The 13,655-nt window shown below is 64.7% G+C and carries 13 protein-coding genes and 1 tRNA gene; 6 read left to right on the forward strand and 8 right to left on the reverse strand.

Annotated features, from left to right (window positions below; translation table 11 throughout):
* Window positions 1-150 precede the first annotated feature (150 nt).
* A complete protein-coding gene (locus tag XH92_RS23995) occupies window positions 151-1,086 on the forward strand; it encodes an alpha/beta fold hydrolase (RefSeq protein ID WP_194454305.1) in 936 nt (311 codons plus the stop codon).
* A gap of 33 nt (window positions 1,087-1,119) precedes the next feature.
* On the opposite strand, the gene XH92_RS24000 is transcribed toward XH92_RS23995, so the two are convergent.
* Window positions 1,120-2,028: a septal ring lytic transglycosylase RlpA family protein gene (locus XH92_RS24000; protein ID WP_246787589.1), complete on the reverse strand. Its 909-nt coding sequence runs from the start codon at window positions 2,026-2,028 to the stop codon at window positions 1,120-1,122.
* A gap of 889 nt (window positions 2,029-2,917) precedes the next feature.
* Here XH92_RS24000 and XH92_RS24005 point away from each other — a divergent pair.
* On the forward strand, window positions 2,918-3,361 hold the full coding sequence (locus tag XH92_RS24005; protein ID WP_194454307.1) for an NUDIX domain-containing protein: 444 nt from the start codon (window positions 2,918-2,920) through the stop codon (window positions 3,359-3,361).
* On the opposite strand, the gene XH92_RS24010 is transcribed toward XH92_RS24005, so the two are convergent.
* Entirely contained in the window at window positions 3,345-3,824 is a 480-nt protein-coding gene (locus XH92_RS24010) for a low molecular weight phosphatase family protein (RefSeq protein ID WP_210345471.1), read from the reverse strand. The two genes, XH92_RS24005 and XH92_RS24010, sit on opposite strands and share 17 nt — an antisense overlap.
* A 184-nt stretch (window positions 3,825-4,008) precedes the next feature.
* Here XH92_RS24010 and XH92_RS24015 point away from each other — a divergent pair.
* Both XH92_RS24015 and XH92_RS24020 read left to right on the forward strand, forming a co-directional pair.
* Window positions 4,009-4,098: transfer RNA gene (locus XH92_RS24015), tRNA-Ser, on the forward strand.
* Window positions 4,099-4,260: 162 nt separating this feature from the next.
* Window positions 4,261-5,289, forward strand: coding sequence for an acyltransferase (locus XH92_RS24020; RefSeq protein ID WP_194454308.1), 1,029 nt, complete (start codon window positions 4,261-4,263; stop codon window positions 5,287-5,289).
* A 50-nt stretch (window positions 5,290-5,339) separates the two neighbouring features.
* On the opposite strand, the gene XH92_RS24025 is transcribed toward XH92_RS24020, so the two are convergent.
* Window positions 5,340-6,260 (reverse strand): alpha/beta fold hydrolase, encoded by a 921-nt coding sequence (locus XH92_RS24025; RefSeq protein WP_194454309.1) that lies wholly within the window; start codon window positions 6,258-6,260, stop codon window positions 5,340-5,342.
* A gap of 149 nt (window positions 6,261-6,409) precedes the next feature.
* Between XH92_RS24025 and XH92_RS24030 the strand changes: the two genes are divergently transcribed.
* On the forward strand, window positions 6,410-6,853 hold the full coding sequence (locus tag XH92_RS24030) for a helix-turn-helix domain-containing protein (RefSeq protein ID WP_194454310.1): 444 nt from the start codon (window positions 6,410-6,412) through the stop codon (window positions 6,851-6,853).
* A gap of 207 nt (window positions 6,854-7,060) precedes the next feature.
* Here the strand turns inward: XH92_RS24030 and XH92_RS24035 are convergent, their stop codons facing one another.
* Window positions 7,061-7,387 (reverse strand): aminoglycoside phosphotransferase family protein, encoded by a 327-nt coding sequence (locus XH92_RS24035; protein WP_246787590.1) that lies wholly within the window; start codon window positions 7,385-7,387, stop codon window positions 7,061-7,063.
* Between the two features lie 200 nt (window positions 7,388-7,587).
* On the opposite strand from XH92_RS24035, the gene XH92_RS24040 reads away from it, so the two are divergent.
* Window positions 7,588-7,845, forward strand: a complete 258-nt coding sequence (locus tag XH92_RS24040; RefSeq protein WP_194454311.1) for a hypothetical protein — start codon at window positions 7,588-7,590, stop codon at window positions 7,843-7,845.
* A 22-nt stretch (window positions 7,846-7,867) separates the two neighbouring features.
* Here XH92_RS24040 and XH92_RS24045 read toward each other — a convergent pair whose 3' ends face one another.
* The 4 genes from XH92_RS24045 to XH92_RS24060 form a co-directional block, all read right to left on the reverse strand.
* Window positions 7,868-9,211, reverse strand: coding sequence for a sorbosone dehydrogenase family protein (locus tag XH92_RS24045; protein ID WP_194454312.1), 1,344 nt, complete (start codon window positions 9,209-9,211; stop codon window positions 7,868-7,870).
* Window positions 9,212-9,303: 92 nt separating this feature from the next.
* Window positions 9,304-10,917, reverse strand: a complete 1,614-nt coding sequence (locus tag XH92_RS24050) for a DHA2 family efflux MFS transporter permease subunit (protein ID WP_194454313.1) — start codon at window positions 10,915-10,917, stop codon at window positions 9,304-9,306.
* Complete coding sequence (locus XH92_RS24055; protein WP_194454314.1) at window positions 10,914-12,074, reverse strand: HlyD family secretion protein; 1,161 nt, start codon at window positions 12,072-12,074, stop codon at window positions 10,914-10,916. The genes XH92_RS24050 and XH92_RS24055 overlap by 4 nt, the downstream gene beginning before the upstream one ends.
* A 79-nt stretch (window positions 12,075-12,153) precedes the next feature.
* Window positions 12,154-13,647: a sensor histidine kinase gene (locus tag XH92_RS24060; RefSeq protein ID WP_194461398.1), complete on the reverse strand. Its 1,494-nt coding sequence runs from the start codon at window positions 13,645-13,647 to the stop codon at window positions 12,154-12,156.
* Window positions 13,648-13,655: the final 8 nt, after the last annotated feature.

Below are 13,655 nucleotides of genomic sequence, written 5' to 3' on the forward strand. Positions count from 1 at the left end.
TCTAACAGCTGGAAGTATCGCAAACAACTGAGGTTTCGCCGCTTGTGCACGGCCGGCTGATTGCCGGCTGCGCTGAACGCCCGTATCCTTGTCAGTATTTCTTGGAACCAGCTAGCGACAGCAGAACCGGCAAACAAGGCGGAAACGCGAATGTCATCCTCCCGCATCATTTCCGCCAACGGCATCGACATGTTCGTGCGCGAGGCCGGGCAAGGCCCGCTGGTCGTGCTCTGCCACGGCTGGCCGGAACTGTCCTACTCGTGGCGGCACCAGATTACAGCGCTCGCCGCCGCAGGCTTCCGGGTCGTCGCCCCCGACATGCGCGGCTTCGGGCGGACTAGCGCACCGGCCGATGTCGGCGCCTACACCATCTTCGATACCGTGGGCGACATGGTCGCGCTGGTGGCCGCGCTCGGCGAGAAGCAAGCGATGGTCGTCGGTCACGATTGGGGTGCGCCGGTTGCCTGGCACGCGGCCCTGTTCCGCCCTGATGTCTTCACCAAGGTCGCCGGCCTCAGTGTGCCGCCGCCATTCCGCGGCCGCGGCCGTCCGCTGGAAACCCTGCGGGGGAGCGGCATCACCAACTTCTATTGGCAATACTTCCAGCCGCCCGGCTTGGCTGAGGCGGAGTTTGAGCGCGACATCGCCCACACCATGCGGCTGGTGCTGGGACGCGGCGTCTCGGATCCGAGCTCGATGTTCGTCGACGAGGCCAAGGGCTTCCTCGGCAAGCTGCCGGCTGGAATGCCGTTGCCGGCCTGGCTGACCGAGGCCGACATCGCCGAATTCGCCGAAGGCTACCGGCAGTCCGGCTTCCGCGGCGGCCTGAACTGGTACCGCAATCTCGACCGCAACTGGGAGCTGACCGCGCCCTGGCAGGATGCCCAGATCCATCAGCCGTCGCTGTTCATCGCCGGCTCGAACGATTCGGTGATCACCGGGCTGATCGGCGCCAAGCGGGTTGCGGATATGGAACGGGTGCTGCCGAACCTGCGGCAGAAGCTCATCATCGATGGCGCCGGCCATTGGATCCAGCAGGAACGCCCTGACGAGGTCAACGCGGCGCTGATCGGATTTCTCAGATGATCAGGCCAAGAGCCTGATTCGCAACGGCTCGTTTCAGTAGAGCCCGCGCCCGCTCAGCACCTCGGCCGGCCCGCGCGCGTCGATCGGTACATAGGCAGCGGCCGGGCTGGGGGTTGCCGCATAGCGCGGATCGCTCTCGTAGGAGACTTCGCGCGGATTGTTCAAGGCGCGGCCCCGCGACCGGCTCGAGGCCGACATTTCCGAAGTGGCGCTGACCGAGGCGTAATCGGCCTGGGTATTGCCGAGGCTATAGGGCCGTCCCTCAGGCAGCGGGACATCGCCCCGGATCCGGCCGGACGAGGACGACATCTCAGGCACGAACGGCCGCGCCGAGGCGACCCGCACCATCGACGGTGACGGCGCCGGCGTACCGGTCCGCAGGGTCGCTATCAGCTGGCGGTCGTCGGAGCCTTCGAGCGGCGCCCGGCCGACATATTCCACGCGGACGCGCGCCACACCATTTCCTTTGAAATCAAGAAGTTCGGCCGCTTTGTTCGAGACGTCTATGAGGCGGTTGCCGTGGTACGGACCGCGGTCGTTGACGCGGACGATGAGCGATCGGCCGTTGCTCAGGTTGGTGACCCGCGCGTAGCTCGGCATCGGCAAGGTCGGATGGGCGGCCGTGAGCGAGCCCATGTCGAACACCTCGCCATTGGCGGTCAGCCGGCCGTGGAAATCATCGCCATACCAGGACGCCATGCCCTCGGCGCGGTAGTTCTCGTTCTCCTCCGGCACATAGGTGCGGCCGGCGACGACGTAGGGCTTGCCGATGCGGTAAGTGCCGCCGCCCTTCGGCACGGGGTCACCGAGCGCCACGACCCGCGGGCTCGACGACACGCCGTATTTGGGATCGACCCGGCTGGCAAACTTGTTCGAGGAGGCACAATTGGCGAGCACGAGGCACGTGGCCACCGCAACGGCACCGCGCGCCGTCCGGATCATCGAATCTGGCCGTCTAATCCCCATCTGCCCCAAGTACCATTCTGCCGGACCCGCGCCTACTGCGAGGCGTCGGGGTCATGTTCGTCACTGTGCGGCCCACCTCCGCACCAGAGCTTGACGATATCGCAACCGGAACACGGCGGAAATGGGGACAGTCTTAACGCTATGGCACCTTGGTAAATTGCCTGTTGCGCCTCCTCAGTTGTTCTACGGAGATCGAACCGCGCAAAATGCCCCCGCCTGTCCCGCTATCAGACACACTGTTGCAGCAAATCATCAGTCGGGGGGCATCTGCAATTCCAACAATTGAATCTTTTTGACTGTGCAAGGCTGCAATCGTTTTCTCTTCCGCGTGGGGCGCAAAGGAAGTTTGCGATGATCGAGACGGTTACAGCGGTGATGGGCCTGGTGAGTGCGGCGATCTTCTTGGCGCACGCCGTGGAAGGCTATCGGTACCGGGCCTGACAGCCCGTTGACGACGGAAAGACGCGTCACCTCTTTCCAAGAGTGAAGTCCAGGAGTGAAGTTCGGAAAGCTTTAATCAATTCGGATGAGCATCGGTTGAAGGCAGGTGTATCATGCGTAATCACGATTTGGTCTCCGACGGTTTCCTGACCCTGACCGCAGCAAGCCTCGTGCTGCTGTGCTCGAGCCTGCTAGCGTTCGCTTTCGGCTAAACAACTGATGCCCTGGGCGCCATCTGCGCCCATGCGACCGGCTTCGGCCACCCTCGCCTCATCTCTCGCCGATCGAACCTCGGCTTCGGTCTAGCTTGCCGGCGATACCGGCCCAGCCGTCGTTGGCGATCCGATCTGAACAGCGCCGATCCGCCGTCTTCTCTCGGCCCCGATCCTGACGCACCCCACCTTCCCAGCGCGAGGATTCACGAATGACAGGCGGAGTCAGAGAGGGAACGTCCGCGCTGCTCGTCAGCACGGATGGCCGGTTGCTGATGCAACTGCGCGACGACCTTCCTCACGTGTCCGATCCCGGCAAGATCAGCCTGTTCGGTGGGCGGCGCGAGGGCGACGAGACCTTCCTGGAATGCGTGGTGCGCGAAATCCATGAGGAGATTGGCTACTACCTGCCGCCCGAGCGCTTCGAGTCGATCGGTCGTTACTTCGGAGCGGATCATGCGACGCCAGGCGGCACCCTCCACGGCGAGGTGTTTCTTGCGCGGGGCGTACCGATCACCCAGTTGACGGTCACCGAAGGCCGCCTCGAGATCGTCGCCATGGACGACCTCGAACGGGTCAGCGGCCGGCTGGCACGCCCGGCAGAGTATGCGCTGGCGATCTTCCTGAAGCGCGAACCGATTACCCGAGCGATGTAACCAGCTCGCGGACGAGATCGTCGATCATTGGCAACGCGACCGCGGGATGGGCAACGTCGATATCGTGCACATGCCAATAGGTCACCCGCTCGGCGACCTCGGGGAACCGGCGCTCGATGAGCGGACGATGCTCGGCCTCCTTGAGCGCGATCACGAGGTCGACGCCATCGAAGTCCGCCAATGAACATGGCTGCGGATAGCGCGTTGCGCCCTCCGGAACGATGCCATTGGCGCGAAGGCGGTCATCGGCAAACACCGACATCGCCCCGACATTGTCGGGCGAGCCCCGTTCGGCGGCGCCTCTGGAGGATGCGCGCCACGGCAGGTTCTGGCCGCGTGCAAGATGATTGAACAGCTCCTCTGCGTATCGACTGCGATAGTAGTTGCCGGTGCAAAGGAAGAGGACGCGCTTCATGCGCTCATGATGGCCGGCGCCGGTGGCCGCGGTCAACCGTGTGACCATGATCCGCGACCAATCGCTGCGGCCTCGGCTCCGCTGGAATCGGCTGGAGGCCCGGCGTGTTCGCGCTGAAATTCCGTCGGTCCGCTGCTGGTGGACCGAGCAAACCGCGATTTCGCCCGCTGTTCTCGCCAAGTTCGCGTTGCGTTCGGCGCTGCCCTACGCTAAGGGCCTGACCGATTGATCCGGAAGGGTGGCCGAGCGGTTTAAGGCACCGGTCTTGAAAACCGGCGTGCCCGCAAGGGTACCGTGGGTTCGAATCCCACCCCTTCCGCCAGATCATATCCGACGGGCGCGATCGCACCGATCCACGCACCGGCGCTCCGCAAGACGGGGAAGCTCCGTAAAGTCCCGGGTTGCCCTCCCTCGTCGGTTGCGGGAATTTTTCCTCCTCCTCTTGAGGGCGAGGCAAGATGGAAACCGCGGCCAACTTCTATCAATGAGCACGGAACGCAAAGGTCAGTCCGACCGTTCCGAACCGCTTGACGCGCTCAGGGGGCTGGCGATTTCGCTGGTCATCGCCCGCCACTATGTCGGGTTTGGTTTCGGCGTGTTCGGCGTCGATCTGTTCTTCGTTCTCAGCGGCTTTCTGATCGGCGGCATCCTGCTCGATACGCGCGGGCAGCCGGGCTATTTCACGTCGTTCTACGGCCGGCGCGCGTTCCGGATCCTGCCATTGTACTGGCTTCTCCTGTTGGCCGTCCCGCCGTCACACGCCGGCTACTATCTGTTCTTCGCGCAGGGCATCCCGTGGTTGCAGTTCGGCCGCCCGCTGGACGAGCCGGCATCCATCACCTGGTCGCTGGCTATCGAGGAGCAATTTTACCTGATCCTGCCGGTGCTCATTTTCTGGTCGCCGCGTCGATGGCTGCTCCGGGTGCTTTGGAGTGGCGTGCTGCTCGCTCCGGTCTTCCGGTGGCTGCTCGATGGATATCTGCCGGCAAACTCCTGGGAGTATCTGCTGCCGGGACGCCTGGACGCGCTGTTCGGCGGTGTGCTGCTCGCGTGCCTTTTGCGTGGATATTGCCGCTCACCCATTCTGTGGGCTGCCCTCGCCTGCCTTCCGCCTCTCTTCGACGCTGCATACGCCTGCTTCGTCGGGTTTGCTCCGTTCAACCTCCTATCGCCCGTCGCACTGATCTGCTGTGCCGCCGTGTGGTCCGGCGCCACCACGCAGCAAAGAGTGGCTGCTCGTCCGCTGATCTGGATGGGCCGCCGATGCTATGCGCTCTACCTGTTTCACATTCCCGTCTCCGATGTCTTTTTCGGTTTTGGCTTTGGCTCCTATTCGAGCTTCATTGCGCTTCCGGCTGTCTGCGTGCTGGCGGAGGTCAGCTGGCGCGCGATCGAGTCCCCGCTGATCGGTTATGCAAGGAAACGATTCGCGAGAGCAAAGTCTGGGATGATCAGGGTCGGTAGTGCTGTCTCACCATCGCGGGCGCGAGCTGAACGGCCCACGCGCCGCTAGGGACATCACGATGTGCCCGTCCTGCCCGTCGCTTGCGATCGGGAATGCAGTCAGGTTTGCCGGATGAACTCCCCGATCAGGCCGCCGATCTCCTGCGGGGCATCCTCAAAGCAGTAATGCCCGACGCCGGCAAGACGCCTGACCGGCGCCGCCGGGAAGATTGCGGAAAACAGCGGCAGGAAATGCTCCGCGTGCAGCGTGCGGTCCGCTTCGCCCCAGATGGCCAGCGCAGGCTTGCCGCGGATCGCACGTTCGGCGGCGGGATCCGGCGCGTCGAACCTGTGCGCACCGGTCGCAAAGCCCCTGGCCCATCCGATCGCACCGAGGCAGTCGGCCGGGCGCGCGAACGGGGCGCCGTAGGCCGCGAGCCAGACATCGGTGATGACGGCGTTGTTCTCGAAGCCGTTGAGCTTGAGCGTGCTCAGGATGTTGAAGCCGAGTTGGCCGAGAACCAGCTCGAGCTCGCCGTTCGCCTCCGCCTTTGCGATCCATTGAAACCAGGGCGAGACTTGCGCATTTGCCGTGACGCGCTCGAACAGATCGCTCTGCCCGAACGGTGTCGGCCCGTTGGCCGAGATGATGCGGCGGATGCGATCCGGATGGCGGGCCGCGAACCCCATGCCGACGGGACCGCCGAAATCGTGCATCACCAGCGTGATGTCAGCGAGATCGAGCGCGAGCACCAGCGCTTCGAGATTGTCGACATGGTCTTGCAGCCAGTAGCTGCGCTGCGCCGGCGTCGCGCTCTTGCCGAACCCCATGTGATCCGGAACGACCACGCGGTGCGTCGCGCTGAGCGCCGGCACCAGATGGCGGAACAGGTAGCCCCAGGTCGGCTCGCCGTGCAGGCAGAGCACCACCCCGCCATCCCGCGGGCCTTCGTCGACATAGTGCATCGGGAAGCCTGGCGCCGCGCTGAACTGCGGCGTGAATGGAAAGGTGCCGTCAAAGGTGGCGTCGGACTGGATCATGGCTGGCTCTGCATGGTTTTAATTTGCAACCAAGGTGTATCGCTTGAGGTTTTACTTTGCAACCGATATATCGAGCCAGTGACCGGGTGGTCTTTCGGGCCGCCCACCGTACGATCAGCGCATGGAATGAGGAGCGTCAGGCGACCGCGATGGCCAAGAGAGTGAGCCACAGGGACTCGATGTGCGGCGTGGCCCGCCCGCTGGATGCGATCGGCGATTGGTGGTCGCTGTTGATCGTCCGCGATGCATTCGACGGAAAGCGCCGGTTCGGCGAATTTCAGAAGAGCCTCGGGCTTGCCAAGAACATCCTCTCCGCACGGCTCCGCAATCTGTTGGCGCATGGAATCATGGAGGCCGTGCCGGCAGCGGACGGCAGCCCGTATCAGGATTATGTGCTGACCGAAAAGGGACGCGGGCTCTTCCCGCTTCTCGTCGCGCTCCGGCAGTGGGGCGAGGATTTCTTCTTCGCGCCCGACGAGTCGCATGTGCTGCTGGTCGATCGAAAGAATGGACTGCCGGTGCGCCGGCTCGAGCTGAGAGCGCAGGACGGACGCGTCGTTGGTGCAGAGGACACGATGGTGCGACTGCCGTAGGCTTTGCGTGAGAGCGGCAGCGCGTGAAACGCGCGTGCGCCGCGCCGGACCTCTGCCAGCAACCGGATGTTAACCGCCCTTGCCGCAGCATCCGCGCGTGGAGGTTCGAGCAATGCAGACATTCCGGATTTCGTTGAGCGATGGGGAGCGGAAATTCCACACGGCGATTCAGGCGCCGGATCCCGCGTCCGCGCGCATCAAAGCCGCCTACTTCTTCGATATATCGAAGTGGCGAATCCTGAGTGTGTCGTTGAGCGGAGCCAGCGCCGCGGCGGCGTAGTCGCTGCGCGCCCTACGCCATCCGGTCGAGCTCTCGAGCAGGAGCGCCACGCCGCCACGGGCAAGGACCCGCGCCGCACCGTGGCCATCCCACCATTCCATCACGATGGCGCTGAGGCGTTCGTCTGGCTCGTGCGAGAGCTTGAGCATGGCAGGCTCGCCGTGCCGCCGCACCGGCAGCAACCGTGCGGCGTGCGTCACGATCGGATCGCCGTCGGGGACAAGGCTCCAGGCCGAGAGATAGGGTTCGAACATCTGGCGGGCTGATGGGGTGATGAAGGGAAGTCCCCATCGTTCTAAGCATTGCCTGCGCGCGCTGCCACGCTGGTTCCCTGCGGCGCATCGAGGCAGGGCCGCGTCAACCGGTTCCCGGCCGCCCTGCCCATGTTGACTAATGACAGCCCCCACCCATCTCGCGCTAGAATGCCGCAGCCGGTGTGACGGAGGATGTGGCGATGCCGCGGAAGGGAATTACCGGACACGACGATTGGGTGGTCACGGAAGCTCTGGCCACCGCGCTGGTCGCGCTCGAACAATTGCCGTCGAAGCATCAGCCGCGCGCGCATATGGAGGATGTCCGTAAAATCCTGACCGCGAGATGTGAGGCCGGCGCCGTCACGCTGCATCTGGCGCAGGCCAAGTGCCGGTTGTTTCCGGATACCGATCCCCTGACCATCTACGAGGAATACGGCCTCAAGGATGGACTCGGCTAGCGCGGACGGGTACCCCGCAACGCTACTCGTGGCTGACGCGCCAGATTGTGCCGTTGCCGTCTTCCGAGACCAGCAGTGCGCCGTCGCGCGCCATGGTGACCCCCACCGGACGACCCCAGACCTCATTGTCGGCGATGACGAAGCCGGTGACGAAATCCTCATATTCGCCGGTCGGCGCGCCACCCTTCAGCCGGATGCGGATGATCTTGTAGCCGGTGCGCTTCGACCGATTCCACGAACCGTGTTCGGCCGCAAACGCATCGCCGCGATATTCGGGCGGAAAACTGCTGCCGGTGTAGAAGGTGAGGCCGAGTGAAGCCGAGTGCGCCTGCAACAGCACGTCGGGAATCGTCACCTTGTCCTTGAGGTCGGGCCGCGCGCCGGCATGCGCGGGGTCTTCGTTGGCGCCGATATAGTACCAGGGCCAGCCGTAGAACGCGCCCTCGCGGATGCGCGTCACATAGTCGGGCACCAAATTGTCGCCGCGGCCATCGCGCTCGTTGGTCGAACACCAAGGTTCGCCGCTGCCAGGCTGGATCGCAAGTCCGACGCAGTTGCGGATACCCGTCGCGAACAGTTTCTGGTTCTTGCCGTCGGGATCGAAGGCGAGCACGGCGGCGCGGTCGGTTTCCGATCCCCAGGCGGCGCCAAGTGCGTGGTCGCGACTCCAGGCCTCGATGCCCTCGGGAGGCCTACCCAGCCCCTCGCCCGCGTTGCCGGCGGAGCCGACCGACACCAGCATGCGTTTGTCGTCCGATGTGAACACGATGTCACGCGTCGAATGGCCGTAGCCGTGCGGAAGATTTGCGACAATGGTCTCAGGCTTTCCCGACGCCTTGAGGTCGCCGCTGCGATAGGCGAAGCGCACGATGCTGTCGGTGTTGGCGACGTAGAGCCATTGCGGATTGTCGCCGTTCGGGAAGAACGCGATGCCGAACGGCCGGTTCAGTCCGGATGCATAGACCTCATTGGTCGCCGGCTTGGTGGCGCCGTCGGCGCTGCGGAGGACACGGATACGGCCGGGGCCGGTCTCCGCGACGAAGATGTCGCCATTGGGCGCGGTCCGGATGATCCGCGGCCCGCTCAGCCCGCTTGCAAACAGCTCGATCTTGAATCCCGCCGGCACCTGCGGCACCACGGAGGCAGGTCGTTGCACGACGCGCGACGAATTGCTGCTCGAGGCCGTTGCGCCAGGCTTGGGCAAATCCTGCGGCCTGATCAGACGCACCATGCCCGGCCTGTCGCGCTGCCAGTCGCCGAAGGCTTCCGCGCCTTTCAGCACGGGTTCAGCGCCCGCCCGCGCGATGCTGATCGCTGCGAGGGTGACGACCGACACACTCAAGCCGATAAGTCTTGACCTTCGCATCTGCTCCTCGCCTGACCTGCGTTCGATCACGCGATTCATAGCGTGGTTCGACCGCGACCTGCATTCACAATGTCGTCTCGTCTAATATCCCCCTAATGCCCCTTCGGTGGCGCCGTCAGATCGACCGGCTTGATGATCAGCGCGAGCGGGATCATCACGAGGCCGACGAGCGAGAGCAACCAGAACACGTCGATATAGGCGAGAAGATCGACCTGTTGCTGCAGGGTCTGGCCAACCCAGGCGATCGCCTGCGCCGCGGCATCCGATGCATTCGACCCCTGCGACTGGAAGTAGCGCGTCATCGTATCGATAGTCTGCTGATACCCGAGATCGGAAGGCGCTGCGTGTTCGATGAGCCGGCTCTGGTGGAATTGCTGGCGTTGCGCCAGCGCGGTCTGGGCCAGCGCGACGCCCATCGACCCGCCGAGGTTGCGCGCCACGTTGATCAGTGCCGAGGCCTGGTTGGTCTTGTCCGGCGGTACGCCATCGTAGGACGCCGTCGTGACCGGCAGAAACAGGAACGGAAGCCCCGCGGAGAGGAAGATGCGCGCCAGCGCGGCGTAGCCATAGGTGATGTCGCCGTTCAGTCCCGTCAGATGCCACATCGAAAACGCAACGATGCAGCCGCCGAGCGCAATCAGGTATTTCGGCTGGACGCGACTGACGAGGTTGCCGACCACCGGCATCAAGATCAGCGTGACGATGCCGCCCGGCGACAGCGCGAGGCCGGCCAGCAGCGCGGTATAGTTCAGCTCGGTCTGCAGCAGCTGGGGCAGGATCTGCGTCGACGAGATCAGGACCGCGCCGGTGCACAGCATGACCAGGAAGCACGATCCGAACTGGCGCCGTCCCAGCAGGCGAAGGTCGACGATCGGGTCCTCACGCGTCAGCTCCCAGGGGATCAGTGCGATCAGGCAGACCGCCGAAGCCAGCGCGAAGCCGACGATCAGGTCGGACCCGAACCAGTCCTTGCGCTGGCCTTCGTCGAGCACGAATTCGAGCGAGCCGAGCCCGATCGCGACCAGCACAAAGCCGATATAGTCGACGCGCAGCCCCTTCTTGAGCAGCTCCTTGCGCTCTTCCTCGGCGCCGGACGGCTCCTTGACCAACGTCCCGACCAGGAACAGCGAGATCAGCCCCATCGGCACGTTGATCAGGAAGATCCAGTGCCAGGTATAGGTGTCGGTGATCCAGCCGCCGAGCGTCGGCCCGATCACGGGGGCAACCACCACGGCGACGCCGTAGATCGCGAAAGCCTGGCCACGCTTGGCCGGCGGAAAGGAGTCGGCGAGGATCGCCTGCTCGCTGGTCGCCATCCCGCCGCCGCCAAGGCCCTGAATGATCCGGAACAGGACCAGCGCCTCCAGGCTCCAGGCAAAGCCGCACAACAGCGAGGCGAATGCGAACGTAGCGACGCAGATCATGTAGAAGCGTTTGCGGCCGATCACGGTCGACAGCCAGCCCGAGATCGCCAGCACGATGGCATTGGCGACGAGATAGCTGGTGATGATCCAAGTGCTCTCGTCGATACCGACGGCCAGCCCGCCCGCGATATGGCGTAGCGCCACGTTGGCGATCGTGGTGTCGAGCACTTCCATGAACGTCGCGATCGAGACGACGAAGGCAATCAGATAGGGATTGTGCCCGCCGGCGGCCGACCGCTCCGGCGACCACGATGCGCCGCCGCCGGCCGCGACGTCGCTCATCGCACTTTGGTCCAGGGCACGACCGACATGCCCGGCCCTACCGGCACATCCGCCGGCCAGTTGTCGACCACGATCTTCACGGGAACACGCTGCACGACCTTGACGAAATTGCCGGTCGCGTTCTCCGCCGGCAGCAGGCTGAACGCGGTGCCTGAGCCTGGCTGAACCGAAGCCACGTGGCCGGCGAGCTTGCGCCCCGGATAGGCATCGATCCTGATGTCAACTGGCTGGCCCGGACGCATGTCGGTCAGCTGCGTTTCCTTGTAATTGGCGTTGATCCAGATCTCGTCGGGAACAAACATCATGACGCTCTGCGCCGGCGCCACAAAGGTGCCGACCGCGCCGCTCAGTTTGACGACGCGTCCGGACTGCGCCGCGACGATGCGGGTATATTGCAGGTTCAGATTGGCCTGATCGAGCTGCGTCTGCGCCTGCTCCAGCGATGCCTTGCTGCTCTTGAGCTGAGCCTCGAGCGTCTTGACGCCGAGTTCGGCTGCGGTGACCGCCGTTCTGGTCCGACTGACGTTGGCCTGCTGGGCGTCGAGATCCGAGCGCGTCTGCTGCTGCCGCTGCACCGTGCCAGCGCCCTTCTCGACGAGGTCCTGGGCTCGCGCGGCCTCCTCCTGCGCGAACTTCAACTGCGCTTCGGCCTGCTGCTGCTGCGCCTTGGCTTGCTTGATCTGCTCCTGCTGACTGTCGATCTGCGCCTGGACATTGGCGATATTGGCCTCGGCGATCGCGACCTGCGCGCCGGCCTGATCGACCGCGATCTTGTAGTCGCGCTCGTCGATCCTCGCGAGGAGATCGCCGGCATTGACGTGCTGGTTGTCGGTGACGGGGACCTCGACGACATAGCCGCCGACCTTCGACGCCACGGCGAAGCTGCGCGCCGCGATGAACGCATCGTCGGTCGATTCATAGTGGCGGACATTGAGCCAGTAGGCCACGCCGCCGACGAGCGCGATCAGGAGCAGACAGGCGCCGGCCGCCGCAAGCATCCAGTGCTCGCGCAGCCGGTCGCGCATCGACGGCTTGCGGTGGTCGGTGTCCTGCTGCGGCGAGGACGCATGGTCCGGCCGCGACTTTTGCTCGGGGGCTTGCCCAGGCTGCCGCGGTTCCTCCACGGACGGCCCGCGCTCTCGGGTTTGGGCATCCACGGCAGCACCTCAGGCTACGAACGGGAGCGATTGTCCCTCGACAACCGCAGCGTCCGCGGCTTGGTTCCTGGAGGACGTGCTACACGGCCCTGGAACTGACCATGGGCTTGCGCCCGGCTGCCGACAGATCGCGGTAAGCCGCTGTTTCGCCAACCAGCGCCTTGAGCGGAACCGTGAGCCGGCAGATCAGGCCCTCGGCGCGCCAATCGAAGTCGGCCCGTCCGCCGAGCTGGGTCTCGATGCTGGCGATGACGCTTCGTGTGCCGAAGCCTTTCTGCTTCGGTTTGGTCACCGGCGGCCCGCCGGTTTCCACGCAGGCCAGGATCAGCGCATCGTCGTGCACCTCCCAGGTGATCGCGAGCCGGCCTGACAGCACCGACAGGCTGCCGTATTTGGCGGAGTTGGTGACGAGCTCGTGCAGCGCCAGCGCCAGCGTCTGCGCCGTCGCGGGCTGCAACTGCACCTCTGCGCCGTCGATCTGGATCTGCCCGGCGTCGGAGTATGGCGCGATCTCCTCGGTGACCAGCCGCCGGATTTCGGCGCCCTGCCAGCTCGACAGCGACAGCACGGTGTGAACCCGCGCCAGCGCCGTGATGCGGCCCTCGACCGCCCGCACATAGGCGGTCACGTTCTGTGCGCGCGTCAGGCGCACGATCGACTGCGCCAGCGCGAGCGCGTTCTTGGCCCGATGGTCGACCTCGCGGGTCAAGAGGCTTTGTCGTTCCTCGGCCTTCTTGCGATCGGTGATGTCGACGGTGACGCCGCTCACCCGCACCACCCTGCCGTTCCTGTCACTGGTCGCAGCAGCCGTGCCGACGCACCAGCGTATCTCGCCGTCCGGCCGCACGACGCGGAATTCGGCCTCATAGGAGGTGTGGCCATTGCCGAAGCCGGTCCAGCCCTGCCGGAGCTGTTCGACGTCGTCGGGATGAAACAGCGCCTGGATATTGTCTGATGTCAGCGCGAAGGATTTCGGATCGACGCCGAAGATCTTGTATTGCCCCTCGTCCCACATCCAGTCGCCGTTGACCCAGTCCCAGTCCCACGAGCCCATCTTTCCCGCGGCAATCGCCATGCTGCGGCGCGCCTCGCTCTCGACCAGCCGGGTGGTCGATTGCTCGAGCTCGGCGGTGCGCGCACGCACCCGGTCTTCGAGCTCGGCATTGAGGCGCTCGAGTTCCCGTGTCTTGCGGTAGAGCTCGGCGAACACGCGGATTTTTGCGCGCAGCACTTCCGGCACAACCGGCACCGGTACGTAATCGACCGCGCCCATCTCGTAGCCGCGCAGCCGGTCGATGTCGCTGACCTGGATCGCCGAGATGAAGATCATCGCGGTCTTCTGGAAGCGCGGATGCTCGCGGATCATCGCCGCGAGTTCGAAGCCGTCGAGCTCGGGCATGCAGACGTCGACCAGGATGACCGCGACTTCGTTCTTGAGCAGGAACTCGAGCGCCTCGCGGCCCGACGACGCGGCGACCAGCGTCTCGCCGAGCTCCTTCAGGATGACCTCATAGGCCAGCAGCTTGGCCGGCTGATCGTCGACCAGAAGGATGTTTACCTTTTCATGGTCCATCATGTTCG

The sequence above is a fragment of the Bradyrhizobium sp. CCBAU 53421 genome, from assembly GCF_015291625.1.
Taxonomy (GTDB): domain Bacteria; phylum Pseudomonadota; class Alphaproteobacteria; order Rhizobiales; family Xanthobacteraceae; genus Bradyrhizobium.

Excerpts from the sequence above, each read along its gene's own strand:
- XH92_RS23995 (WP_194454305.1), top strand. The coding sequence starts at position 151 with ATGTCATCCTCCCGCATCATTTCCGCCAACGGCATCGACATGTTCGTG.
- XH92_RS24000 (WP_246787589.1), bottom strand. The coding sequence starts at position 2,028 with ATGATCCGGACGGCGCGCGGTGCCGTTGCGGTGGCCACGTGCCTCGTG.
- XH92_RS24005 (WP_194454307.1), top strand. The coding sequence starts at position 2,918 with ATGACAGGCGGAGTCAGAGAGGGAACGTCCGCGCTGCTCGTCAGCACG.
- XH92_RS24010 (WP_210345471.1), bottom strand. The coding sequence starts at position 3,824 with ATGGTCACACGGTTGACCGCGGCCACCGGCGCCGGCCATCATGAGCGC.
- XH92_RS24020 (WP_194454308.1), top strand. The coding sequence starts at position 4,261 with ATGAGCACGGAACGCAAAGGTCAGTCCGACCGTTCCGAACCGCTTGAC.
- XH92_RS24025 (WP_194454309.1), bottom strand. The coding sequence starts at position 6,260 with ATGATCCAGTCCGACGCCACCTTTGACGGCACCTTTCCATTCACGCCG.
- XH92_RS24030 (WP_194454310.1), top strand. The coding sequence starts at position 6,410 with ATGGCCAAGAGAGTGAGCCACAGGGACTCGATGTGCGGCGTGGCCCGC.
- XH92_RS24035 (WP_246787590.1), bottom strand. The coding sequence starts at position 7,387 with ATGTTCGAACCCTATCTCTCGGCCTGGAGCCTTGTCCCCGACGGCGAT.
- XH92_RS24040 (WP_194454311.1), top strand. The coding sequence starts at position 7,588 with ATGCCGCGGAAGGGAATTACCGGACACGACGATTGGGTGGTCACGGAA.
- XH92_RS24045 (WP_194454312.1), bottom strand. The coding sequence starts at position 9,211 with ATGCGAAGGTCAAGACTTATCGGCTTGAGTGTGTCGGTCGTCACCCTC.
- XH92_RS24050 (WP_194454313.1), bottom strand. The coding sequence starts at position 10,917 with ATGAGCGACGTCGCGGCCGGCGGCGGCGCATCGTGGTCGCCGGAGCGG.
- XH92_RS24060 (WP_194461398.1), bottom strand. The coding sequence starts at position 13,647 with ATGGACCATGAAAAGGTAAACATCCTTCTGGTCGACGATCAGCCGGCC.